Below are 22,222 nucleotides of genomic sequence, written 5' to 3'. Positions count from 1 at the left end.
GCCTCGACCGGACCGCCAGGACCGGACCGCCACGACCGGGACGTCACGACCGGACCGCCTCGACCGGGACGTCACGCCCACTTCACGGAACCACCAAGGAACGGTGCCCATGGACTTCGGCCTCGTGCTCCAGACCGACCCGCCCGCCGCGGAGGTCGTCGCCCTAATGCGGCGCGCCGAGCGCAACGGCTTCACCCACGGCTGGACCTTCGACTCCGCCGTGCTGTGGCAGGAACCCTTCGTCATCCACAGCCGCGTCCTGGACCACACCGACCACCTCACCGTCGGCACGATGGTCACCAACCCCGGCACCCGCACCTGGGAGGTGACCGCCTCCACCTTCGCCACCCTCAACTCGATGTACGGCAACCGCACGGTCTGCGGCATCGGCCGCGGCGACTCCGCGATGCGGGTGGCCGGCCGCCCGCCCAACACGCTGGCCAGGCTCGGCGAGGCGATCACCGTCATCCGCGACCTCGCCGAAGGCCGCGAGGCCGTCGTGGACGGCACCGCGCTGCGGCTGCCCTGGGTCGAGGACGGACGGCTGCCCGTGTGGATGGCCGCCTACGGACCCAAGGCGCTGGCACTCGCGGGCGAGAAGGCCGACGGCTTCATCCTCCAGCTCGCCGACCCCTACCTCACCAAGCTGATGGTCGCCTCGGTGCGCGAGGCCGCCGAGAAGGCCGGCCGCGACCCGGCCGGAATCACCGTGTGCGTCGCCGCGCCCGCCTACGTCACCTCCGACGACTCGCCCGCCGCCCTCGCGCACGCCCGCGAGCAGTGCCGGTGGTTCGGCGGGATGGTCGGCAACCACGTCGCCGAACTCGTCGGCCGCTACGGCGAGCACTCCGCGCTGGTCCCCGACGAACTCACCGCGTACATCAAGCGGCGCCAGGGTTACGACTACGCCCACCACGGCCACGCCGACCACCCCGACACCGCCTTCGTGCCCGACGACATCGTGGACCGCTTCTGCCTGCTCGGCCCGCAGGAGGCGCACGTGGCCCGGCTGGCCGAACTGCGGGACCTGGGCGTCGACCAGTTCGCGGTCTACGACATGCACGACGCGAAGGAGGCCACCATCGACGCGTACGGCGAGCACGTCATCCCCGTACTGCGCTGAACCCGGTGCCGTACCCCGGGCCGGGCCCTGTGCCGGTTCCGCGCGGGTGCCTGCGCCGACCCTCGCGCCTGTGCCTGCGCCGAACCCCGCAACGGACCCGCGCCGGGCCCTGCGCTGAGTCCAGTGCCGGACCCTGCACGCCGGCCCCGGGCCGAACTCCGCATATCACCCGCTGCCCGGAACCCGGGAGCAACAGCGCCGCCCGGTCTGGTTGGATGGCGGGTATGGGCGACGAGGTCGGTACGGTGGCCGGTGAACCGGCAGACACGGACGGTGTCGGTGACGCGCTGCTCGCCGACGTGGAGGACACGATCCGGTCGGTCGTCGCCGCCGAGGTCGTCCCCCGCTGGCGACGCCTCGCCGAGGGCGACATCGCCCAGAAGACCGGCCCCTACGACCTGGTGACCACCGCCGACCGGCTCGCCGAGGAACGGCTCACCGAACGCCTCACCGCGCTGCTGCCCGGCTCGGTCGTGGTCGGCGAGGAAGCGGTCGGCGCGGACCCGTCGGTCCTGCACCGGCTGCACGGCGAAGAACCGGTGTGGGTGATCGACCCGGTCGACGGCACCGCCGCCTTCGTCCGCGGCGAGGACGGCTTCGCCACACTGGTCGCGCTGGTCCGCGGCGGCGAACCGCTGGCCTCCTGGACCTACGCGCCCCGGCTCGGCCTGTTCGCCACCGCCCGCCGGGGACGCGGCGCCCATCTCGATGGGGTGCCGCTGCGCACCCGCGGGCCCGTCGAACCGATCGCCCTGTGGACCTCCAACCCGGTCTACCGCAGCGCCCGCGAGCGCGAGGTGCTGACCCGGCTGGAGGCGGCCGGCGCCCGCTGCGCGCCCTGCACCTGCGCCGGGCTCGCCTATCTCGACGTGGCGCGGGGTACGACCGACGGCGTGGCCTTCTTCTGGGAGTCGCCGTGGGACCACGCCGCCGGGCTGCTGCTCGTCCAGGAGGCGGGCGGCGCGAGCCTGACGGCGGCGGACGAGCCCTTCCGTATCCCCGGCGGCAACACGCTGCCGTTCACCGTCGCCCGTGACGCCGCCACCGCCCGGCGGATCGTCGACCTGATGGCGGCCGAGCCGGCCGGAGCGGCACGGTGAGCCGGGCGGTGGTGGCCGACGCGGTCGTCGTCGGCGCGGGACCCAACGGGCTGACGGCCGCCGTCGAACTCGCCCGCGCGGGCCTGACCGTGCAGATCTACGAGGCCCAGGACACCGTCGGCGGCGGCGCCCGTACCGAAGAGCTGACGCTGCCCGGATTCCGGCACGACCCCTGTTCCGCGGTGCACCCCTTCGGCGTCGGCTCGCCCGCCTTCCGCGCGCTGCCGCTGGACCGGCACGGCCTGGAGTGGGTGCAGCCCGAAGTGCCGATGGCCCACCCCTTCCCCGACGGCACCGCCGCCGTGCTCGGCCGCACGGTGGGGGAGACCGCCGCGTCGCTCGGGCCCCGCGACGCGGGCACGTACCGCAGGCTGCTCGCGCCCTACATCGGGCACTGGGACGCCGTGGCCGCCGACTTCTTCCGGCCGCCGTGGGCCGGGCTGCCGCGCGACCCGTACCGCTTCGTGCGGTTCGGGCTCACCGGCACCCCGCCGGTCGCCGTGCTGGCGCGGCTCTTCCGCGACCCCAAGGGGCGCGCGCTGCTCGCGGGGCTCGCCGGGCACGCGATCTGCAAGCTGACCGAGCCCTTCACCGGGGCGATGGCGCTGATGTTCGCGCTGGCCGGGCACGAGCGGGGCTGGCCGGTCGCGCGCGGCGGTTCCCAGGCGATCTCCGACGCGCTGGCCGCACACCTCACCGAACTCGGCGGGGTGATCCGCACCGGGGTGACCGTACGCAAGCTGGACGAGCTGCCGCCCGCGCGCGCCTATGTCTTCGACACCTCGCCGACCGCGCTCGCGCGCATCGCCGCGCTCGGGGACGCCTACCGGCGCTACCGCTACGGGCCCGCCGTGTTCAAGATCGACTACGCGCTCGACGGTCCGGTGCCGTGGACCGCGCCCGACGCGCGGCGGGCCGGGACCGTGCACATCGGGCCCTCGTACACCGAGATCGGCGAGGCGCTGGGCCGGGCGGTCACCGGGCGGCCGCCGCAGACGCCGTTCCTGATCACCTCGCAGCCCACAGTGGTGGACCCGTCCCGGGCGCCCGAGGGCAAGCATGTCTTCTGGGCCTACGCGCATGTGCCGCACGGCTGGCACGGCGACGCGACGGACGCCGTGGAGCGGCAGATCGAGCGCTTCGCACCGGGCTTCCGCGACCTCGTACTGGCCCGCGCGGTCACCGGCCCCGCCGGTCTTGCCGCCCGCAACGCCAACTACGTCGGCGGCGACATCGCCTGCGGCGCCTTCTCGGGACTCCAGACCGTGCTGCGGCCGCGACTGGCCGCGATCCCATACGCGACCCGGCGGCCGGGGGTCTTCCTCTGCTCGTCCGCGACCCCGCCCGGACCCGGAGTGCACGGCATGAGCGGGCACAACGCGGCGCGGGCGGTGCTGCGGCACCTGCGGCGGGCGGCGGAACGGCACTGAGAGACACCGGCCCGGCCTCGGGTCAGCCCGCCGCCTCCCGGACGAGCGCGTCGAGCAGCGCCGGCAGGGCCGTACCGATCGGCTCGCGGATCACCTCGGCGGCCAGCGGGTCGTACGGTGTCGGCCCGGCGTTGACGATCACCAGCCGGGCGCCGTGCTCGGCGGCGATTCCCGCGAGCGAGGCCGCGGGCCGCACCTGGAGGGTCGTACCGACCGCGAGGAAGAGGTCGCTGCCCTTGGCGACGGCCATCGCCTCCGCGAGCACCACCGGGTCGAGCCGCTGACCGAACATCACCGTCGCGGACTTGAGGATCCCGCCGCACGCCCGGCACGCGGGGTCCGGCTCGCCCGCCGCCACCCGGGCCAGGGCATCGGCCATCGTGCCGCGGTCGCCGCAGGCCGTGCAGACCACCGCCCGCGCGGTGCCGTGCAGTTCGAGCACCTTGCGCGGGGTCACCCCGGCCGACTGGTGCAGCCCGTCGACGTTCTGGGTGATGACCCGCACGGGGACGCCCGCGCGCTCCAGCCGGGCGATCGCCTCGTGCGCCGCGTTCGGCCGGGCTTGCCAGGTCTCGCTGTCCCGCCGCATCAGCCACGCCCGGCGCCGGATCTCCGGATCGGCCATGTACGTGTCGTACGTGACGAGCTTTTCGGCCGCCGGGTCGCGCCGCCAGAGGCCGTTGGGGCCGCGGTAGTCGGGGATGCCGGAGTCCGTGGAGATCCCGGCGCCGGTCAGCAGCGCCACGAGCGGCTTACGGGTGGTCATGGGCCGAGGGTAGGCGGCGAACAGGGCGCGGGCGAACGGCTTTTGACCTCGCCCACCGCCGGGTGCGGAAGCGGCCCGGCCACCGGTGCTCCCGGTGGCCGGGCCGCGGACGCGTGCCGCCCGGGTGTGCGGTCAGCCCGCGTGCGTGGGCGCGGCACCGACCGAAGGCACCTCGGACAGCGCCTTCTTGATGACGACCTTCGAGAGGTAACCGCTGCCGCCGAGGATGCACAGCACGACGTACCAGCCCTTCTCCGCACCCGTCATCTCGACCAGGCCGTACTCGCTGAGCGCCTTCTTGACCGGTACCTTCTGGAGGTACGCCACGCCGAAGTAGATGCAGCCGAGTACGTACCAGAACTTCTCCCAGGACGTGTTGGTGCCCTGACCGAGTATCTGACGCTCTGCCATGTGTCGCTGCCTTTCGCTTGTTCACGGAGTCGGGGAAACGCGCCGATCCGGACCCTCGCGGACAGCGCCGCAGCAGCCGTCGTCGTGACACGTGTGACGACAGCTGTCGGGCAGGCCGAAGCATGGGATGAGATGGCGTGGTCGCGCGATCGCCAAGTTGCCGGCCACTGATGGCCGACCGCCCCCCGGATGCGCAGGCTCGCATCATAGGGGCGACCACGCTCCCCTGTCCCCTGGTTGGACAGACCTCGGGACGAAGACGCTCGAAGCGCTTCACATGGTGCCGGAGACGGTCCGCCCGGCGCCCGCTGCCGTAGGGTCGGGCCACCCGCCGACGAAGGGGAACCCCATGCACGCGGCCACACCACCCGACCCGGCGCAGCCGCTCATACGCGTCCCGCGGCGGGCGGCACGGGTCGCCGTCCTCGCCCCGGACTGGTCGGTCCTGCTGCTGCGGTACGACAATCCGGAGGTCGGTGTCCACTGGGCGATGCCCGGGGGCGGGCTCGACCCCGGTGAGACCCCCCGCGAGGGCGCGCGGCGCGAGGTGCGCGAGGAGACCGGCTGGACGGACATCGAGCCCGGACCCCTGCTGTGCACCTGGGAGCACGACTTCACCCGGGGGACCGTGCCCGTACGGCAGCACGAGCACATCTACGTCGCGCACGCGCCGCGCCGCCCGCTGACCGGCGACCTCGCCGAGGCGCACGCGGCGGACGGCATCCAGCTCGGGCGCTGGTGGACACCGGCCGAACTCGGCGCCGCCGAGGAGGCGTTGTGGCCGCCGAATCTGCACGCGCTCCTCGGCGACCTGCGGGTGCACGGGCCGCGCGACCCGGCACCCGACCTGGGGTACGTCCCGAACGGGCCCTGAACCGGCGTCAGTTCGGCAGAGCGCCGTCGGCCGCGTCCGCCGCGGCGTCGGCGGGCCGGCCGTTCACCAGCTCGGCCGGGCCCGTGCCCGCGAGCAGCGCGGCCAGGCCCGCGCGGATCCGGCGGGCGGCGCTCGGGTACAGATAGCCGTCGAGATCGTCGGGCGCGACCAGCCGCCAGGAGTCCAGCTCCTCCGTCTGGAGCCGGATCGCCCCGAGCCGCTGCTCGGTCAGGACCCCGCCGTCGTACAGATAGAGCGACAGCGGCGGGCGCCCAGGGCCGGTCACCCAGTCCACCGCGATCAGCGCGCCCGGCGCCACGTCGAGGCCGATCTCCTCGACCGTCTCCCGGCGGGCACCCTGCCGAGGCGACTCGCCGCGGTCCGACTCGATCGTGCCGCCGGGCAGCGTCCAGGTGCCGTCGTCACGGTAGTTCGGCTCCACGAGGAGGACCCGGCCGTCGGCCGAACGGAACAGGGTGTTGGCGCTTGCCAGGATCCTCGGCAGGCCCGCGATGTAGCTGGCGAAGTCAGTGCTCATGCCGACAACCTACGTGGCGGGCCGGGGTCCGGGGCCGGGCGTTGCGGTACGGCCGCCCGGGCCGGGCGTTGCGGTACGGCTGCCCGGGCCGCGCGTTGCGGTACGGCCGCCCGGTGGCTCGGCGGACACATCCCCGCGTGGGCGCCCGAACCGGGCGGGGAGGCCGGGATAGGGTCGAACGGCCCGAAGTGCCGATTGCGGATGGGGAGTGCCCGAGTGTCCGACGTACCGACTCGATCGACGGCCCGCGTGCTGATCGCCGCGGACAAGTTCAAGGGTTCGCTGACCGCGGTCCAGGTGGCCGCGCATGTCGAGGCCGGGCTGCGCTCGGTCGTGCCCGCGGTGGTGGTCGAGTCGCTGCCCGTCGCGGACGGCGGTGACGGCACGGTCGACGCCGCGGTCGCGAGCGGCTTCGAGCGCCGTACGGTACGGGTCACCGGGCCCCTCGGCGAGACGGTCGAGGCGGCGTACGCGCTGCGGGACGGCACGGCGGTGGTCGAGATGGCCGAGGCGTCCGGGCTGCGGCTGCTGCCGCCCGGGGTCTTCGCGCCGCTGACCGCGACGACGTACGGCACCGGTGAGGTGCTGCGGGCCGCGCTGGACGCGGGGGCGCGCACGATCGTGCTCGGGGTGGGCGGAAGCGCGACGACCGACGGCGGGGCGGGGATGCTGCACGCGCTCGGCATGCGGCTGCTCGACATGGACGGGGTGCCCGTCGGGCCGGGCGGCGGGCCGCTGGCCGGGCTGACGTCCGTGGATCTGTCCGGGCTCGACGCACGGCTGGCCGACACGGAGATCGTGCTGGCCAGTGACGTGGACAATCCGCTGCTCGGGGCGAAGGGCGCGGCGGCGGTCTACGGGCCGCAGAAGGGGGCGTCCGAGGCGGACGTGGCCCTGCTGGACGCGGCGCTCGGGCGGTTCGTGGAGGTGCTGGGCGCGGAGTCGGCCGCGCGGGCGGCGGGCGCGGGCGCGGCGGGCGGCGTCGGGTTCGGGGCGCTGGTCGGGCTCGGGGCGACGTTCCGGGCGGGGATCGACGTGCTGCTCGACGTCCTCGGCTTCGAGGACGCGCTGTCGCGGGCGGACCTGGTCATCACGGGGGAGGGGTCGCTGGACGAGCAGACGCTGCACGGGAAGGCGCCGGTCGGGGTCGCGCAGGCGGCGCGGGCGCGGGGGATCGACGTGGTGGCCGTCTGCGGGCGGCTCACGCTGCCGCCGCCGGCGCTGGGCGCGGCGGGGATCCGCCGCGCGTACGCCCTCACGGACCTGGAGCCGGACACGTCCCGCTGCATCGCTGACGCGGGCCCCCTCCTCGAACGCCTGGCCGCGACCCTGGCGTCAGATTTCCTCTCCTGAGACGCCCCGCAATCGGGGGCGCAGCCCCCTTCTTTTCCGCCGCACCCCCAGCTCGGGGGTTAGGTCCCGGGCCCCGCGCGCGGAGGCGTCGCCCGAACCCCGGGCCCCTGCGGGGCGGCTTGCGGGGCGCAGCCCGCTCTTTTCCGCCGCAGCGGTGCTCGGCCGCATCCTGGCTGTCCGGCGGTGCCATGCCGGGGCGCGCCTGCGCCGGGCACCGCCGGTCCGCGCAGTCCCGCGTCCCGCCGTCGCGGCGGTTTCCGGGGGGTACGTGCGCCGTACCCCCCGGCCCCCGGCTGGGGGTGAGGCCCCGGCCTCGGCGGGGGCGCGTCGCCCGAACCCCGGGCCCCTGCGGGGCGGCTTGCGGGGCGCAGCCCGCTCTTTTCCGCCGCAGCGGTGCTCGGCCGCATCCTGGCTGTCCGGCGGTGCCATGCCGGGGCGCGCCTGTGCCGGGCACCGCCGACCTGCGCCGTCCCGCGTCCCGCCGTCGCGGCGGTTCCGGGGGTACGTCCGCCGTACCCCGGCCCGCCCGCTGCGCGGGGGTGCGTGCCCGGGTACGCGGAAGGGCCCCGCTCCCCCCTGGCGGGGGCTTGGGTTCATGGGGTCGTCGCAACACCGCCTGGTTTCAGGTGGTGAGTAGATCACGTAGGCGCTCGGCTGGGGTATCCCAGTCGAGTGTCTTGCGTGGGCGGCCGTTGAGTTGCTGGGCGACGTGTTCGAGGTCTTCGGGGCTGTGGATGCTGAGGTCGGTTCCCTTCGGGAAGTACTGGCGGAGCAGGCCGTTGGTGTTTTCGTTGGAGCCGCGTTGCCAGGGTGAGGCGGGGTCGCAGAAGTAGACGGGCATGCCTGTGGCCATGGTGAACTGCTGGTGGCGTGCCATCTCGCTGCCCTGGTCCCAGGTGAGGGAGCCGCGCAGGTGGGCGGGCAGGGTCTGGATCGTGGCGACGAGGCCGTCGCGGACGGTTTCGGCGTCGTGGGCTGCGCCGGGCAGGTGGACCAGCATGGTGTAGCGGGTGGTCCGCTCGACCAGGGTGGCGATCGCGGAGCGCCCGCCCGCGCCGATGATCAGATCGCCTTCCCAGTGGCCGGGCACCGCCCGGTCCTCGATATCGGCGGGGCGGTCGCTGATCATCACCATCGGGTCGGTGAACCGTGGTGTGCGCCGCTGCGGGTCGCGGCGTGGTTTGCGGCGGGTCCGGCCGGAACGGACGGCGGCCTGCACTTCCCGCCTCAGGCCGCCACGGGCCTGGAAGTACAGTGCCTGGTAGATCGTTTCCACGCTCACCCGCATGCTCCGGTCGTCGGGATGCTCCTTGAACAGAGCGTGGCAGATCTGCTCCGGTGACCACCGCCTGCGCAGTCCGTCCTGGACGAAGCGGCGCAGCCGTCCCTCGCGCAGTAGTTTGCGGTCCTTGGGCCGGGGCCTGCGCGCGGCAGCGGCGCGGTGGGCGGCGTAGGGCTGGTAGCCCCCGGTGCCGGAGTTCGTGTCGATCTCCCGCTTGACCGTGCTCGCCGGCCGCCCCAGGGCACGCCCGATCGCCCGCAGCGACCAGCCCAGCGCACGCAGATCGCGGATCTGTTCGCGCTCGGCCAGTGTCAGAAATCGCGGATGCAGTTGCTTTTCCAGGGCTGGCAGGCCCACCGGTACTGTGGTCACACCGCCCATCGTGACGGTCCCGGTGGTGTAGTCGACACGGCGGCCGTCGGCATAGGTGCGTGTGGTGCCGCTCTTCTTGACGCCCCAGTCCCAGTCCTTGGCCGTGCGCTCGTTCACACCGACCTGCCGGGCCGCCACCCGGCGTGCGACACCGGCGGCCCGAAGCCGCTCGTACTCATCCCGCCCGGGATGCCGCCGCGGCAGGCGCACCGAGCCCTGTCCGGCCTTCCGGGCCCAGCCGAAAGCAGTGTTCCGGTTCACCCCCAGCTCACGGGCCACCACCGTCACGTTCCCCACAGCATCCAGCCGCGCAAGGAAACGCTCCCGCAACCCCACACGATCCCCACACTCAACGCCCACAGTCCCCGCAACTCCCACAGATCGCAGGTGTTGCGAGGACCGTTAGAACCCAAGGGGGAGCGGGGCCCTTGGGGCGCGGGGTCAGCGGGCCGCTTCGGCCCGCGCCTCGCGCCGATTGGCGCGAAACGTGTTGACGCGACGCGTAGTCGCAAAGCACGGAATGACCGCCGCCGCCACACACTGCAACGCCGCCCCGGTCTGGAGCAACGTATGCCCACCGGGAACGTCCAGCGTCCAAGCGGCCAAGCACCCCATGCTGATCAGCGTCCAGCAGAACGTCATCAGCGCCAGCCGCCCCCGCGGCTTGGGGTACTCGACCCGGCTCACCATCAGCCACGCGACCCCCACGATCGCGAGGACCGTCGGAACGAACGGCAGCTCCAGCAGGATCAGCGACACCACCGTCATCGCCCCGAAGGGACTCGGCATGCCCTGGAAGACCCCGTCCCGCAGCGTCGTGCACGAGAACCGGGCCAGCCGCAGCACCACCGCCAGCACGAGCAGTACGGCCGCCAGCGCGGCCACCTTCCCGTGCGCGTCGTCGGAGACGATCCCCCACACGACCACGAAGTACGCGGGCGCCAGCCCGAAGCTGATCAGGTCGGAGAGATTGTCCAGCTCCGCCCCCATCGCGGAGCTCCGCAGCTTGCGCGCCACGAGCCCGTCGAAGAGGTCGAAGACCGACGCCATCAGCATCAACGTGACCGCGTTCGCCGCGCTGTGCTTGGACATGGCGCCGTCGTTCGTACCCATGAGATGCGGCACGAGCACGCCGGTGGTCGTGAAGTACACGGCCATGAATCCGCAGATCGCGTTACCGAGCGTGAGCGCGTCCGCGATGGAGAGCCGGGTGGACAGCGGGAGGTCGGCGACTTCCTCCCGTTCCTGCAGCTCCTTCACCCAGGTCGACTCGGTGTCCGGTTCAATCACGGTCAAGGCGAGTCACCCCAGCCGTGGTGGTCTGGCCGACCTCGACCGCGGGCTCGACGCCCTCGGGGAGGTAGACGTCCACCCGGGAGCCGAACCTGATCAGCCCGATCCGGTCACCCTGCTCGACCTTGCAGCCGCGCGGCACGTACGGCACGATCCGCCGCGCCACCGCGCCGGCGATCTGCACCACCTCGATGTCACCGAGCTCGGTGTCGAAGTGCCAGATCACCCGCTCGTTGAACTCGCTCTCCTTGTTGAACGCCGGTACATAACCGCCCGGGATGTGCTCGACGGAGGTGACCGTGCCCGCCAGCGGGGCCCGGTTGACGTGCACGTTCAGCGGGCTCATGAAGATCGCGACGCGGGTGCGCCCGTCCTTCCACGGCATGATGCTCTGCACCACACCGTCGGCCGGGGAGATCACTCGACCGTCGGTGATCTCGCGCTCGGGGTCGCGGAAGAACCACAGCATGCCGGCGGCGAGCGCCGTGGTGGGTACGGCCACGGCGGCCCAGCGTCCGGAGCGGCGGGAACGCGCCAGACTGACGGCCGCGGTGGCCAGGGTCGGGAGGAGCCACGGCGACGCTCCGCGCGCGAGGCGGACCCTGCCGCGTGGTGCAGAGGAATGGCTGTGGGGCATGGAAGACCTTCGTAGCGGAGGATGCCGCGAATTGCTTCAGGGGACGGCGGCTTTGGTCGATGGTATCGGCTGACACCGGCAACTCGGCAAGCTGAAGGGCGAGTCGATGGCTGGTTCCCGCGTCGTCATCGTTGACTCAGCGTGACCTCAACCTCGTAGAATTCCCGCCACATGGGGACAATCATCCCTGGATACCGTACTCCTCCAGCAGTCGGCGGCCAATGATCATTTTCTGGATCTCGGCGGTGCCCTCCCCGATGAGCAGCATCGGAGCCTCCCGGTACAGCCGCTCGATCTCGTACTCCTTGGAGAATCCGTAGCCGCCGTGGATACGGAAGGAGTCCTCGACGACCTCCTTGCAGAACTCGGCGGCCAGGTACTTCGCCATGCCCGCCTCCAGGTCGTTGCGCCGCCCGGAGTCCTTCTTGCGGGCCGCGTTCACCATCATCTGGTGCGCGGCCTCGACTTTCGTGGCCATTTCGGCCAGCTTGAACTGAATCGCCTGGTGCTCGGCGATCGGCTTGCCGAAAGTGTGCCGCTGCTGCGCGTAGGCGATGCCCAGCTCGAATGCCCGCTGTGCCACCCCGCAGCCGCGCGCGGCCACATTGACCCGGCCGACCTCGACCCCGTCCATCATCTGGTAGAAACCGCGGCCGCTCGCGCCCCCGAGCACGCGGTCCGCGGGGACCCGTACGTCCTCCAGGATCAGCTCGGTGGTGTCGACGCCCTTGTAGCCCATCTTCTCGATCTTGCCGGGCACGGTCAGCCCGGCGACCTTCGGGTTGGGGCCGAAGCCGGGCTCCTTCTCGATGAGGAAGGTCGTCATCGACCGGTGCGGGGGCGCGTCGGCCGGCTGCCCCTCGTCGGTCCTGCACAGCACGGCCACCAGATGGGACGTGCCGCCGTTGGTCAGCCACATCTTCTGGCCGTTGACGACGTACGCGTCCCCGTCCCGCACCCCCTTGGTGCGGATCGCGGAGACGTCCGAGCCCGTCCCGGGCTCCGACATCGAGAAGGCCCCGCGCACCTCGCCGGTCGCCATCCGCGGCAGGAAGTGCTCCTTCTGCTCCGGCGTCCCGTGCTGCCCGATCATGTAGGCCACGATGAAATGCGTGTTGATGATCCCCGACACACTCATCCAGCCGCGGGCGATCTCCTCCACGGTGAGCGCGTACGTCAGCAGCGACTCGCCGAGCCCGCCGTACTCCTCGGGAATCATCAGGCCGAAGATGCCGAGTTCCTTGAGGCCCTCGACGATCTCCGACGGGTATTCGTCACGGTGTTCGAGTTCGGTCGCGAACGGCAGGATCTCCTTGTCCACGAAACGGCGGACGGTGGCGAGGATTTCCCGCTGGACGTCGGTCAGGCCGTCGGTCTGCGCGAGACGGTTGCCCATGTCAGTTCCCTCCCCGGGAGTCGGCGGCCGGGCGCGGCCGGCCCGGCTGTTCGCCGCCGCGCTGCTCGACGTACGCGGCGGTCGGGACCATCACCTTGCGGCGGAACACGCACACCAGCGTGCCGTCCTGCTTGTAGCCCCTGGTCTCCACCTGCACGATCCCGCGGTCGTCCCTGGACTTCGACGGCCGCTTGTCCAGCACGGTCGTCTCGCCGTAGATCGTGTCGCCGTGGAAGGTCGGCGCCACGTGCCGCAGCGACTCGACCTCCAGGTTGGCGATCGCCTTTCCCGACACGTCGGGCACCGACATGCCCAGCAGCAGCGAGTACACGTAGTTGCCGACCACCACATTCCGCCCGAAGTCCGTGCTCTGCTCGGCGTAGTTGGCGTCGAGGTGCAGCGGGTGGTGATTCATGGTGAGGAGGCAGAAGAGATGGTCGTCGTATTCCGTGACCGTCTTTCCGGGCCAGTGCTTGTAGAGCGCACCGATTTCGAACTCCTCATAGGTGCGGCCGAACTGCACGTCATACCTCCAACTGGTTCGCTCGCCGGATCTCGTCCACGATCCGGCCGATGATTGCGGTGATACCGAAGTCCTTCGGCGTGAAGACGGCGGCCACACCCGCCGAGCGCAGCTCCTTGGCGTCCGCGGCCGGGATGATCCCGCCGACCACCACCGGCACATCGTCCACCCCCGCCCGGCGCAGCCTTGTCAGCACGTCCGGCACGAGCGCGGCGTGCGAGCCGGACAGGATCGACAGGCCCACACAGTGCACGTCCTCGGCTACGGCCGCGGCGACGATCTGCTCGGGGGTGAGCCTGATCCCCTGGTAGACCACCTCGAAACCGGCGTCCCTGGCCCGTACGGCGATCTGCTCGGCGCCGTTGGAGTGCCCGTCCAGACCCGGCTTGCCGACCAGCAGCCGCAGCCGGCCGTCGCCGAGTTCGGCGGCGGTGTCGGCGACCCGGCGGCGGACCTCGGCCAGTTCGCCGCCCGCCTCGGCGGCCACCGTGACCGGCGCGCCGCTCACCCCGGTCGGCGCGCGGAACTCGCCGAACACCTCCCGCAGCGCCCCCGACCACTCCCCGGTGGTCACGCCCGCGCGGGCGCACTCCAGGGTGGGGCCCATCAGGTTCCCGGTGCCCGCGGCGGCCGACCGCAGCGCGGCCAACGACTCCCGCGCCCGCCGCTCGTCGCGCGCCGCCCGCCATTCGCGCAGCGCGGCCACCACCCGGGCCTCACCGGCCGGGTCGACGGTCATGATCGCGGTGTCCAGGTCGGCCGTCAGCGGACTGGGCTCGGTGGACTCGTAGACATTGACCCCGACGATCTTCTCCTCGCCCGACTCGATCCTGGCCCGCCGCTCGGCGTGCGAGGACACCAGCCGCGACTTGAGGTAACCGGACTCCACCGCGGCCATGGCGCCGCCCAGTTCCTCGATGTGCGCCATCTCCGCGGTGGCCGCCCCGACCAGTTCGGCGACCTTCGCCTCGACGACATGGCTGCCGGCGAAGAGGTCCTCGTACTCCAGCAGATCGCTCTCGTGCGCCAGCACCTGCTGGATGCGCAGGCTCCACTGCTGGTCCCACGGCCGGGGCAGGCCCAGCGCCTCGTTCCACGCCGGGAGCTGGACCGCGCGGGCGCGGGCGTCCTTGGACAGCGTGACGGCCAGCATCTCCAGCACGATCCGCTGGACGTTGTTCTCCGGCTGCGCCTCGGTCAGGCCGAGCGAGTTGACCTGCACGCCGTAGCGGAAGCGGCGCTGCCGGGCGTCCCGGACGCCGTACCGCTCACGGGTGACGGTGTCCCAGATACGGCCGAAGGCGCGCATCTTGCACATCTCCTCGACGAACCGCACGCCCGCGTTCACGAAGAACGAGATCCGCCCGACCACGTCCCCGCGCCGCTCCTCGGGCACCTGCCCGGAGGCGAACACCGCGTCCAGCACGGCGATCGCGGTGGACATCGCGTAGGCGATCTCCTGCACGGGCGTGGCCCCGGCCTCCTGGAGGTGGTAGCTGCAGATGTTGATCGGGTTCCACCGGGGGACGCGGTGGACGGCGTACGTGATCATGTCGGTGGTCAGCCGCAGCGAGGGGACCGGCGGGAAGACATGGGTGCCCCGCGACAGGTACTCCTTGACGATGTCGTTCTGCGTCGTGCCCTGGAGGGCCGCGATGTCGAGCCCCTGCTCCTCGGCGACCACCTGGTAGAGCGCGAGCATCCACATGGCGGTGGCGTTGATGGTCATCGAGGTGTTCATCCGGTCCAGCGGGATGTCCTGGAACAGCCGCCGCATGTCGCCGAGATGGGACACCGGCACGCCGACCCGGCCGACCTCGCCGCGGGCCAGCACGTGGTCCGGGTCGTAGCCGGTCTGCGTCGGCAGGTCGAAGGCGACGGACAGACCGGTCTGGCCCTTGGCGAGGTTGCGCCGGTACAGCGCGTTGGACGCCTCGGCGGTGGAGTGCCCGGCGTAGGTCCGCATCAGCCAGGGGCGGTCCTTCGGACGGGCGGCCGTCATGGCGTGTCCTTGAAACGATTAATGGCCGGGAGGTGGCGCTCGCGGAGCTCCGGGTCCGTCACGCCCAGGCCCTCGTCCGGGGCCAGTGCGAGGACGCCGACCTTGCCCTGGTGGAGGTTGCGGTGGACGTCGTACGCGGCCTGGCCGGTGTCCTCCAGGCGGTACGTGCGCGACAGGGTGGGGTGGATCTTCCCCTTGGCGACCAGGCGGTTGGCCTCCCACGCCTCGCGGTAGTTGGCGAAGTGCGAGCCGACGATCCGCTTGAGGCTCATCCACAGATACCGGTTGTCGTACTCGTGGGTGTAGCCGCTGGTCGAGGCGCAGGTGACGATCGTGCCGCCCTTGCGGGTGACGTAGACCGAGGCGCCGAAGGTCTCGCGTCCGGGGTGCTCGAAGACGATGTCCACGTCCTCGCCGCCGGTCAGTTCGCGGATCCTGCCGCCCAGCCGCTTCCATTCACGCGGGTCCTGGTGGTGCTCGTCCTTCCAGAACCGGTACTCCTCCGCGCCGCGGTCGATGATCGCCTCGGCGCCCATCCGCCGGCAGATCTCGGCCTTGCGCGGGCTGGAGACCACACAGATCGGGTTGGCGCCGCCGGCCAGCGCGAACTGGGTGGCGTACGAGCCGAGTCCGCCGCTCGCGCCCCAGATCAGCACGTTGTCGCCCTGCTTCATACCGGCGCCGTTGCGCGAGACGAGCTGACGGTAGGCGGTGGAGTTGACCAGGCCGGGCGCGGCGGCCTCCTCCCAGCTGAGGTGCGCGGGCTTGGGCATCAGCTGGTTGGACTTGACCAGCGCGATCTCCGCGAGGCCGCCGAAGTTGGTCTCGAAGCCCCAGATCCGCTGCTCGGGGTCGAGCATCGTGTCGTTGTGCCCGTCGGCGGACTCCAGCTCCACGCTCAGACAGTGCGCGACGACCCGGTCGCCGGGCCGCCACTTGTTCACCCCGGGCCCGGTGCGCAGCACGACACCCGACAGGTCCGAGCCGAGGACGTGGTACGGCAGGTCGTGGCGCTTGCCCAGGGGCGACAGCCGGCCGTAGCGCTCAAGGAACGCGAAGGTGGAGACAGGCTCGAAGATCGAGGACCAGACCGAGTTGTAGTTGACCGAGCTGGCCATCACGGCGACGAGGGCTTCGCCGGGGCCGAGTTCGGGCACCGGCACGTCGTCCACGTGCAGTGAGGTGCGCGGGTCCTTGTCGCGGCTGGACATTCCGTCGAACATCCCGGCCTCGTCCTTGTGCACGGTGACCGCGCGGTACGACTCGGGAAGCGGCAGTGCCGCGAAGTCGGCGGCCGAACTGTCCGGCGCGAGGATCGCGTCCAGGATTTCCTTCGTATGACTCGTCATATGACTCGCCTCCGGCGAAGCGTTCTGCGATGACGCTTGAGGGAACGCGGGGGTGAATGGGGTGGCGGTGCCGTCGTCGGTTCGGCGTGTGCGTGACGGTGAAGGAGCCGCGCGGTGGCGCGGGGATGCCTGGTGACGCAGGCGGTCCGGACGCTTGCGGGACAGTCGGCGTACGTGAGGGTCCGCGCACGCCGCCCGTCCGGACTAGGGAAGACAATATGGCACCCCGTGCCACTCGTAAAGACACTGCGTGCCAACAATTTCTCTCAAGTGTCACCCCATGGCCACAAACGAGCAACAGCGGCCGTCCGGAGGGGTCCGGACGGCCGCTGTGGGCCGGTTGGGGGGTGCGCCGGGCGCACCCGGGCAGCGGGGGCGCCTGTGTGCGGCGGGGCTCAGGCCTTGCGGAGCGCCTCTTCTATGCTGCGCAGGATCTGGGCCGGGGAGGCGTCCGTACGCGCGACCGCGACGACCACCTCGCCCTGCCGGGACACCGTGGCCGGGCTCTCCGTCCCGGCCCGCGAGGGTATCCGGCCGGCTCCGATGCCGGTTCCGAAGGTCGCCTTGATCACGTCGAAGGCGTGGTCGAGCTGCGCCTCCACGTCGCCCTTGCCGCCCGCGCGCAGCCAGCGCCGCAGCACATGGTTGTGCGCCGCGACCACCGCGGAGGCGGCCACCTCGGCGAGCAGCGGGTCGTCGTTGCCGTCGCGGTGCGCGTCCTCGTCGAAGTGGCCCAGCAGATAGCGGGTGAACAGCCGCTCGTAGCGGGCCACCGAGGCAATCTCGCGCTCCCGCAGCGTCGGCACCTCACGGGTCAGCCGATAGCGCTCGACCGACACCTCGGGCATGTACGCGTACATCCGCAGGACCTCGGTGATGCCCCGGCACACGGTGTCCAGGGGGTGTTCGTGAGGGTCGGCGGAGTCCAGTACGGCCTGCACCCGGACCAGGGTGTCGTCGTGGTCCGGGAAGATCGCCTCTTCCTTGGAGCGGAAGTGCCGGAAGAACGTACGACGGGCCACCCCCGCCGTCGCCGCGATCTCGTCGACGGTCGTGGCCTCGTAGCCCTGGGACGCGAACAGGCGCATGGCGGCCGACGCGAGATCCTGGCGCACCCGGTGGCGCTGGGCGGCGGCCCTGCGGCCGCTGACGGTCTCGGAGGCGTCGGGCTTCACGGACTGGGGCATGTGGGGAACGTAACACGCCCGGGCGTCCCGCCCGGCGGCCGGTGGGAATCCGTCCCGGCCGGCCGGACGGGAGACCCGGTCCTGGCCATCCGCGTGGTCAGCGCCCGGCGTGCTCACGGAAGCCGCGGCCGGTCTTGCGGCCCAGGCAGCCCGCGGACACCAGGTGCTCCAGCAGCGGCGCCGGGGCCAGGCCGGGGTCGCGGAACTCCTCGTGCAGCACCTGTTCGATCGCCAGCGACACATCCAGGCCCACCACGTCCAGCAGCTCGAACGGGCCCATCGGATAGCCGCCGCCGAGCTTCATCGCCGCGTCGATCGCGTCCACGCTCGCGTAGTGGTCCTGGAGCATCTTCACGGCGTTGTTCAGATACGGGAAGAGCAGCGCGTTGACGATGAAGCCCGCCCGGTCGCCGCAGTCCACGGCCTGCTTGCCGAGGGCGCCGCACACCTCGTGGACGGTGGCGATCACCTCCTCGCCGGTCAGCACCGTCCGCACGACCTCGACCAGCCGCATCGCGGGGGCCGGGTTGAAGAAGTGCATCCCGACGACGTCCCACGGGCGGCCGGTGGCCCGGGCGACGGCCACCACCGGCAGCGAGGAGGTCGTGGTGGCCAGCACCGCACCCGGCCGGCACACCTTGTCCAGCACCCGGAAGAGCTCCTGCTTCACGAGCAGATCCTCCGCGACCGCCTCCACCACCAGATCGGCGTCCGCGAGGATGTCGTACGACCCGGCGGCCGTCACCCGGGCCACGGCCTCGTCCCGCCGCAACTGGGTCAGCCGTCCCTTGGCGACCGAGCGGTCGAGCGACGCGGCCATCCGGGCGACGGCGGCCTCGGCCTTCTCCGGGGTGCGGGCGGCCAGCGCGACGGCGAAACCGGCCTTGGCGAAGACCTCGGCCATGCCCGTCGCCATGGTGCCGGAGCCGGCCACACCCACCGTGCGCACGGGCCGCCCGGCGCCGCGCGAGTGGCGCTCGCCCGGCGTCTGCGCGTCCGGCACCACGGCCGCGCCGCCCGGCGCCCGATAGGTGTAGAAGCCGCGCCCCGACTTGCGGCCCAGCAGCCCGGCCGCCGTCAGCTGCCGCAGCACGGGGGCGGGCGCGTGCAGCCGGTCCCCGCTGGCCTCGTACATCGCGTCCAGCACGGTCGTGGCCGTGTCGATCCCGATCAGGTCGAGCAGCGCCAGCGGGCCCATCGGCAGACCGCAGCCCAGCCGCATCGCCGCGTCGATGTCCTCGCGGGTGGCGTACTTGGCCTCGTACATCGCGGCGGCCTGGTTGAGATAGCCGAAGAGCAGTCCGTCGGCGATGAAGCCCGGCCGGTCGCCGACCGGGACCGGCTCCTTGCCGAGGCCGCGGACCAGCGCGGTGACGGTCGCGGTGGCCTCCGGCGAGGTCAGCACGGTCGAGACCACCTCGACCAGCTTCATGACCGGCGCGGGCGCGAAGAAGTGCAGGCCGAGCACGCGGTCCGGGCGGGAGGTCTCGGCGGCCAGGCGGGTCACCGACAGCGCGTTGGTGCCGGTGGCCAGGATCGCGCCGGGCCGCAGGATCCGGTCGAGCGCGGTGAAGACCTCGCGCTTGGTGTCGTAGCGCTCGTCGACCACCTCGATGACGAGGTCGGCCTCGGCGGCGGCCCGCAGCTCGGGGAAGGTGCGGAAGCGGCCGAGCGCGGCCGTGCGCTCGGCCGCGGAGAGCCTGCCGCGCTCCACGGCCCGGGCGGTGGAACGCTCCAGGGCGGTCACGGCCCGGCGGGCGGCCGCGGGGCTGAGGTCGATGCCGACGACCTCGTGCCCGGCGCGGGCCAGGACCTCGGCGATGCCGGTGCCCATGGTGCCGAGGCCGACCACGGCGATCAGGGAAGGGGAGGCGGTGGGAGAGGGTGACGCTGACGGGGTGGACGGACGGTCCATCGCGGGACTCCAGGGGCAGAGGGCAGCGCGGGCGCGGATACGCGCGCACGGCGCTGGTGGAGTGGGGGTGGAGTCGCGGGCCGGGCGCGAAAGGTGTGCGCGCCCGCCCGAACTGCCGGCGCGCCCTGTCCCGGGGCCGCGCCGCGATGATGCCGAACCGACTGTGTTTCTTACGGGTCCTACGGGTTCTCACGGGTGCGCGGCGGCTGCGTCACCAGACCGCCGTGCACGTCTCCGAGCGTAAACCGACGGGTAACCTGCGCGCTACCCTTCCGCGCATGTGATCTCGACGCCTCACATCTGAGCGGATTGGCCTGCGGCCGGCCATGGGAGAACCGCCCGCGCCCGGGCGCGGCGATTGCGGCCTGCGGCCGCGGGGCGGGCAGTCGTGCGGCCCCGACGGGGGGTGCCCCTGCGGGGGCGGGCCCAGCGCGCGGGTGGGCGGGCCTGCGATCCTTGGCGCTCGCGCGCGGCCGTGCGGCCTGCGGCTGGGCGTGGGCGGGGAGTTGCGGGGCCTCGCGCCCGGGCGCGGCGGTGCGGCTTGCGGTCGGGCATGGGGGAGCTGTCGGGCCCGCGCCCGGGCGCGGCCGTGCGGCCTGCGGCTACCAGTGGGTGGGCGGTCGTGCGCGGGCTCAGCCGCGCGGCTGGCTGGGCGCGACCCTTGCGGTCGCGCGGGCGGGGAACTGCGGGGCCTTGCGCCCGCGCGCGGCGGCTGCGGCCGTGAGTGGGCAGTCATGTGGGGCTCCGACAGGGGCGCCCCCGCGGTGGCGGGCTCAGCCGCGCGGCTGGCGGGGCGCGATCCTTGGCGCTCGCGCGTGGCCGTGCGGCCTGCGGCCGGGCGTGGGGGAAACCGCCGGGCTCGCGGCCGCGCGCGGCGGGGCGCGGTGGTGGGCCCCCGTCCGGGCGGGGAGCCGTACGGCCCCGACGGGGTGCCCCTGCGGGGGCGCGTGGCCCGGCGGTGGCGGAGGCCCGCGGGGTCAGGGGAGGGGGATGGTGTAGCGGAGTTCGCGGAGGGGGACGCCGTCGTATGTGTCGGTCATCTCCGCGCCGTCCGGGGCGAATCCCGCCGCCGCGTAGAAACGCCGGGCCCGCGCGTTGTCGGCGAGCACCCACAACGCCACGGTCCGCCGCCCGAGTTCGGCCGACTGTTCCAGCACCGCGGCGGTCAGCGCCCGCCCGATCCCCGTACCGATCGACTCGGGCCGCACATAGAGGGCGTACAGCTCACCGTTCTCGGCGCCCGTGTCCTCCCCGCGGTACGGGCCGAAGGCCGCCCAGCCGACGACCTCGTCCGCCTCCACGGCGACGAGATCGCGCACCCGGCCCGCCGAGTGCGCGAGGAACTCCCGACGCCTGGCCGCGTCCTCGTCCGCGTCCATGGCGTCGAGATAGCTCCGCGGCACGATCCCTCCGTACGCGGCCCGCCAGCCCCGTACCCGTATCCTGGACACGGCCGGGACATCGGCCTCGGTCATCAACCGTATGAGCGCCATGGACCGACTCTAGGAGAGATCACATCAGCGTGAGCTGGGTATTCTCCGGCTCCGGCGGGGAGCCCGGCGCGGACCGCGCCTCGGACCCGTACCCGGGGTCCGCCGCCGGCGGTTCGTCGGGGTCCGCCGGCCGCCGGGCCTGGCCGCGCCGGGTGGGACCGCAGCCGAACTCGGCGGCGAACTCGTGCACCTGGCGGGTGACCTGCCGCTGATACCACTTCGGCGCATAGGAGCCGTCCGCGTACATCGTCTCGTAGCGCCGTACGAGACGCGGATGGTTGCGGGCCAGCCAGGCCATGTACCACTCACGCGCGCCCGGCCGCAGATGCAGCACCAGCGGCGTGATCGACGTGGCGCCCGCGGCGGCGATCTCCCGTACCGTCGCCCGCAGTTGCTCCGGCGAGTCGCTGAGGAAGGGCAGCACGGGGGCCATCAGGACGGCCGAGGAGATGCCGTTCTCGTTGAGGGTGCGGCAGACCGCCAGCCGTGTCTGCGGCGACGGCGTGCCCGGTTCCACGCTGCGCCACAGCCCGTTGTCGAGGAAGCCGACGGACAGCGCGACGGACACCTCGGTGACGCGTGCGGCCTGCCGCAGCACGTCGAGGTCCCGCAGCACCAGCGACCCCTTGGTCAGGATCGAGAACGGGTTGGCCCGGTCCCGCAGGGCCGCGAGGATGCCCGGCATCAGCCGGTACCGGCCCTCCGCCCGCTGGTAGCAGTCGACATTCGTACCCATGGCGACGTGCTCGCCCTTCCAGCGCGGCGAGGCGAGTTCGCGCCCAAGGAGATCAGGCGCGTTCGTCTTCACCACGATCTGCGTGTCGAAGTCCAGCCCGGTGTCGAGGTCCAGATAGCTGTGGGTGCGCCGCGCGAAGCAGTAGACGCACGCGTGGCTGCACCCCCGGTACGGGTTGATCGTCCATTCGAACGGCATCCGCGAGGCGCCCGGCACCCGGTTGAGGATCGTCCGGGCCCGTATCTCGTGGAAGGTGATGCCGCGGAACTCCGGGGTGTCGAAGGTCCGGGTCACCGCGCCCGTCCCGAAGAGCGCCCCCGTGGAGTCGTCACCGCTCAGCTGTTGCCAGCGCATCGCGGCCTCCTTCCGTGTCAGCCCCCGCAACCTTGCCCCCATAATAGAACACAGATTCGAAAAGCGGATGTGGTTGGCTTGTGCGGCG

The 22,222-nt window shown here is 72.5% G+C and carries 19 protein-coding genes; 5 read left to right on the top strand and 14 right to left on the bottom strand.

What is annotated here, in order from left to right; genetic code table 11:
* Nucleotides 1–109: 109 nt before the first annotated feature.
* The 3 genes from OHA30_RS05385 (at nucleotide 110) to OHA30_RS05375 (ending at nucleotide 3,653) form a co-directional block, all read left to right on the top strand.
* Nucleotides 110–1,123, top strand: a complete 1,014-nt coding sequence (locus tag OHA30_RS05385; RefSeq protein WP_328912645.1) for a TIGR03842 family LLM class F420-dependent oxidoreductase — start codon at nucleotides 110–112, stop codon at nucleotides 1,121–1,123.
* Between the two features lie 224 nt (nucleotides 1,124–1,347).
* Nucleotides 1,348–2,223 carry an inositol monophosphatase family protein gene (locus OHA30_RS05380; RefSeq protein ID WP_328912644.1) on the top strand — a complete coding sequence of 292 codons (876 nt, stop codon included), beginning with the start codon at nucleotides 1,348–1,350 and terminating at the stop codon, nucleotides 2,221–2,223.
* An 11-nt stretch (nucleotides 2,224–2,234) separates the two neighbouring features.
* Nucleotides 2,235–3,653: a phytoene desaturase family protein gene (locus OHA30_RS05375; RefSeq protein ID WP_328917735.1), complete on the top strand. Its 1,419-nt coding sequence runs from the start codon at nucleotides 2,235–2,237 to the stop codon at nucleotides 3,651–3,653.
* A gap of 22 nt (nucleotides 3,654–3,675) precedes the next feature.
* Here OHA30_RS05375 and OHA30_RS05370 read toward each other — a convergent pair whose 3' ends face one another.
* Nucleotides 3,676–4,419 carry an SIR2 family NAD-dependent protein deacylase gene (locus tag OHA30_RS05370; RefSeq protein WP_328912643.1) on the bottom strand — a complete coding sequence of 248 codons (744 nt, stop codon included), beginning with the start codon at nucleotides 4,417–4,419 and terminating at the stop codon, nucleotides 3,676–3,678.
* Between the two features lie 132 nt (nucleotides 4,420–4,551).
* Nucleotides 4,552–4,830, bottom strand: coding sequence for a hypothetical protein (locus tag OHA30_RS05365; RefSeq protein ID WP_328912642.1), 279 nt, complete (start codon nucleotides 4,828–4,830; stop codon nucleotides 4,552–4,554).
* A gap of 349 nt (nucleotides 4,831–5,179) precedes the next feature.
* Here OHA30_RS05365 and OHA30_RS05360 point away from each other — a divergent pair, with 349 nt between their 5' ends.
* Nucleotides 5,180–5,704 (top strand): NUDIX hydrolase, encoded by a 525-nt coding sequence (locus tag OHA30_RS05360; RefSeq protein ID WP_328912641.1) that lies wholly within the window; start codon nucleotides 5,180–5,182, stop codon nucleotides 5,702–5,704.
* A 7-nt stretch (nucleotides 5,705–5,711) separates the two neighbouring features.
* Here the strand turns inward: OHA30_RS05360 and OHA30_RS05355 are convergent, their stop codons facing one another.
* Nucleotides 5,712–6,242 (bottom strand): NUDIX hydrolase, encoded by a 531-nt coding sequence (locus OHA30_RS05355; protein WP_328912640.1) that lies wholly within the window; start codon nucleotides 6,240–6,242, stop codon nucleotides 5,712–5,714.
* Nucleotides 6,243–6,443: 201 nt separating this feature from the next.
* Here OHA30_RS05355 and OHA30_RS05350 point away from each other — a divergent pair, with 201 nt between their 5' ends.
* Entirely contained in the window at nucleotides 6,444–7,595 is a 1,152-nt protein-coding gene (locus OHA30_RS05350; RefSeq protein WP_328912639.1) for a glycerate kinase, read from the top strand.
* A gap of 622 nt (nucleotides 7,596–8,217) precedes the next feature.
* Here OHA30_RS05350 and OHA30_RS05345 read toward each other — a convergent pair.
* The 11 genes from OHA30_RS05345 to OHA30_RS05295 form a co-directional block, all read right to left on the bottom strand.
* On the bottom strand, nucleotides 8,218–9,453 hold the full coding sequence (locus tag OHA30_RS05345; protein WP_443045125.1) for an IS30 family transposase: 1,236 nt from the start codon (nucleotides 9,451–9,453) through the stop codon (nucleotides 8,218–8,220).
* Nucleotides 9,454–9,690: 237 nt separating this feature from the next.
* Entirely contained in the window at nucleotides 9,691–10,545 is an 855-nt protein-coding gene (gene pssA, locus OHA30_RS05340) for a CDP-diacylglycerol--serine O-phosphatidyltransferase (RefSeq protein WP_328912638.1), read from the bottom strand.
* Entirely contained in the window at nucleotides 10,532–11,179 is a 648-nt protein-coding gene (locus tag OHA30_RS05335; RefSeq protein WP_328912637.1) for a phosphatidylserine decarboxylase, read from the bottom strand. Before OHA30_RS05335 ends, pssA begins: the two co-directional genes overlap by 14 nt.
* A gap of 181 nt (nucleotides 11,180–11,360) precedes the next feature.
* A complete protein-coding gene (locus OHA30_RS05330) occupies nucleotides 11,361–12,575 on the bottom strand; it encodes an acyl-CoA dehydrogenase family protein (RefSeq protein ID WP_328912636.1) in 1,215 nt (404 codons plus the stop codon).
* A 1-nt stretch (nucleotide 12,576) separates the two neighbouring features.
* Nucleotides 12,577–13,098, bottom strand: coding sequence for a MaoC family dehydratase (locus OHA30_RS05325; RefSeq protein ID WP_328912635.1), 522 nt, complete (start codon nucleotides 13,096–13,098; stop codon nucleotides 12,577–12,579).
* Between the two features lies 1 nt (nucleotide 13,099).
* Nucleotides 13,100–15,100, bottom strand: a complete 2,001-nt coding sequence (locus OHA30_RS05320; RefSeq protein ID WP_328912634.1) for a protein meaA — start codon at nucleotides 15,098–15,100, stop codon at nucleotides 13,100–13,102.
* Complete coding sequence (gene ccrA / locus OHA30_RS05315) at nucleotides 15,097–16,449, bottom strand: crotonyl-CoA carboxylase/reductase (protein ID WP_328912633.1); 1,353 nt, start codon at nucleotides 16,447–16,449, stop codon at nucleotides 15,097–15,099. The genes OHA30_RS05320 and ccrA overlap by 4 nt, the downstream gene beginning before the upstream one ends.
* A gap of 395 nt (nucleotides 16,450–16,844) precedes the next feature.
* Nucleotides 16,845–17,636 carry a TetR family transcriptional regulator gene (locus tag OHA30_RS05310; protein ID WP_328912632.1) on the bottom strand — a complete coding sequence of 264 codons (792 nt, stop codon included), beginning with the start codon at nucleotides 17,634–17,636 and terminating at the stop codon, nucleotides 16,845–16,847.
* Nucleotides 17,637–17,733: 97 nt separating this feature from the next.
* Nucleotides 17,734–19,551 carry a 3-hydroxyacyl-CoA dehydrogenase family protein gene (locus OHA30_RS05305; protein ID WP_328912631.1) on the bottom strand — a complete coding sequence of 606 codons (1,818 nt, stop codon included), beginning with the start codon at nucleotides 19,549–19,551 and terminating at the stop codon, nucleotides 17,734–17,736.
* 977 nt (nucleotides 19,552–20,528) lie between these two features.
* Nucleotides 20,529–21,044 carry a GNAT family N-acetyltransferase gene (locus OHA30_RS05300; RefSeq protein ID WP_328912630.1) on the bottom strand — a complete coding sequence of 172 codons (516 nt, stop codon included), beginning with the start codon at nucleotides 21,042–21,044 and terminating at the stop codon, nucleotides 20,529–20,531.
* A 19-nt stretch (nucleotides 21,045–21,063) separates the two neighbouring features.
* On the bottom strand, nucleotides 21,064–22,134 hold the full coding sequence (locus OHA30_RS05295) for an Rv2578c family radical SAM protein (RefSeq protein ID WP_328912629.1): 1,071 nt from the start codon (nucleotides 22,132–22,134) through the stop codon (nucleotides 21,064–21,066).
* Between the last annotated feature and the right edge of the window lie 88 nt (nucleotides 22,135–22,222).

This window comes from Streptomyces sp. NBC_00223 (genome assembly GCF_036199905.1).
In the GTDB taxonomy this organism is placed as follows: Bacteria; Actinomycetota; Actinomycetes; order Streptomycetales; family Streptomycetaceae; genus Actinacidiphila.
Note: the sequence above shows the minus strand (reverse complement) of the source record. Positions and strands in the feature narration are given on the sequence as shown.

Excerpts from the sequence above, each read along its gene's own strand:
- OHA30_RS05385 (WP_328912645.1), top strand. The coding sequence starts at position 110 with ATGGACTTCGGCCTCGTGCTCCAGACCGACCCGCCCGCCGCGGAGGTC.
- OHA30_RS05380 (WP_328912644.1), top strand. The coding sequence starts at position 1,348 with ATGGGCGACGAGGTCGGTACGGTGGCCGGTGAACCGGCAGACACGGAC.
- OHA30_RS05370 (WP_328912643.1), bottom strand. The coding sequence starts at position 4,419 with ATGACCACCCGTAAGCCGCTCGTGGCGCTGCTGACCGGCGCCGGGATC.
- OHA30_RS05365 (WP_328912642.1), bottom strand. The coding sequence starts at position 4,830 with ATGGCAGAGCGTCAGATACTCGGTCAGGGCACCAACACGTCCTGGGAG.
- OHA30_RS05360 (WP_328912641.1), top strand. The coding sequence starts at position 5,180 with ATGCACGCGGCCACACCACCCGACCCGGCGCAGCCGCTCATACGCGTC.
- OHA30_RS05355 (WP_328912640.1), bottom strand. The coding sequence starts at position 6,242 with ATGAGCACTGACTTCGCCAGCTACATCGCGGGCCTGCCGAGGATCCTG.
- OHA30_RS05350 (WP_328912639.1), top strand. The coding sequence starts at position 6,444 with ATGGGGAGTGCCCGAGTGTCCGACGTACCGACTCGATCGACGGCCCGC.
- OHA30_RS05335 (WP_328912637.1), bottom strand. The coding sequence starts at position 11,179 with ATGCCCCACAGCCATTCCTCTGCACCACGCGGCAGGGTCCGCCTCGCG.
- OHA30_RS05330 (WP_328912636.1), bottom strand. The coding sequence starts at position 12,575 with ATGGGCAACCGTCTCGCGCAGACCGACGGCCTGACCGACGTCCAGCGG.
- OHA30_RS05320 (WP_328912634.1), bottom strand. The coding sequence starts at position 15,100 with ATGACGGCCGCCCGTCCGAAGGACCGCCCCTGGCTGATGCGGACCTAC.
- ccrA (WP_328912633.1), bottom strand. The coding sequence starts at position 16,449 with ATGACGAGTCATACGAAGGAAATCCTGGACGCGATCCTCGCGCCGGAC.
- OHA30_RS05310 (WP_328912632.1), bottom strand. The coding sequence starts at position 17,636 with ATGCCCCAGTCCGTGAAGCCCGACGCCTCCGAGACCGTCAGCGGCCGC.
- OHA30_RS05305 (WP_328912631.1), bottom strand. The coding sequence starts at position 19,551 with ATGGACCGTCCGTCCACCCCGTCAGCGTCACCCTCTCCCACCGCCTCC.
- OHA30_RS05300 (WP_328912630.1), bottom strand. The coding sequence starts at position 21,044 with ATGGCGCTCATACGGTTGATGACCGAGGCCGATGTCCCGGCCGTGTCC.
- OHA30_RS05295 (WP_328912629.1), bottom strand. The coding sequence starts at position 22,134 with ATGCGCTGGCAACAGCTGAGCGGTGACGACTCCACGGGGGCGCTCTTC.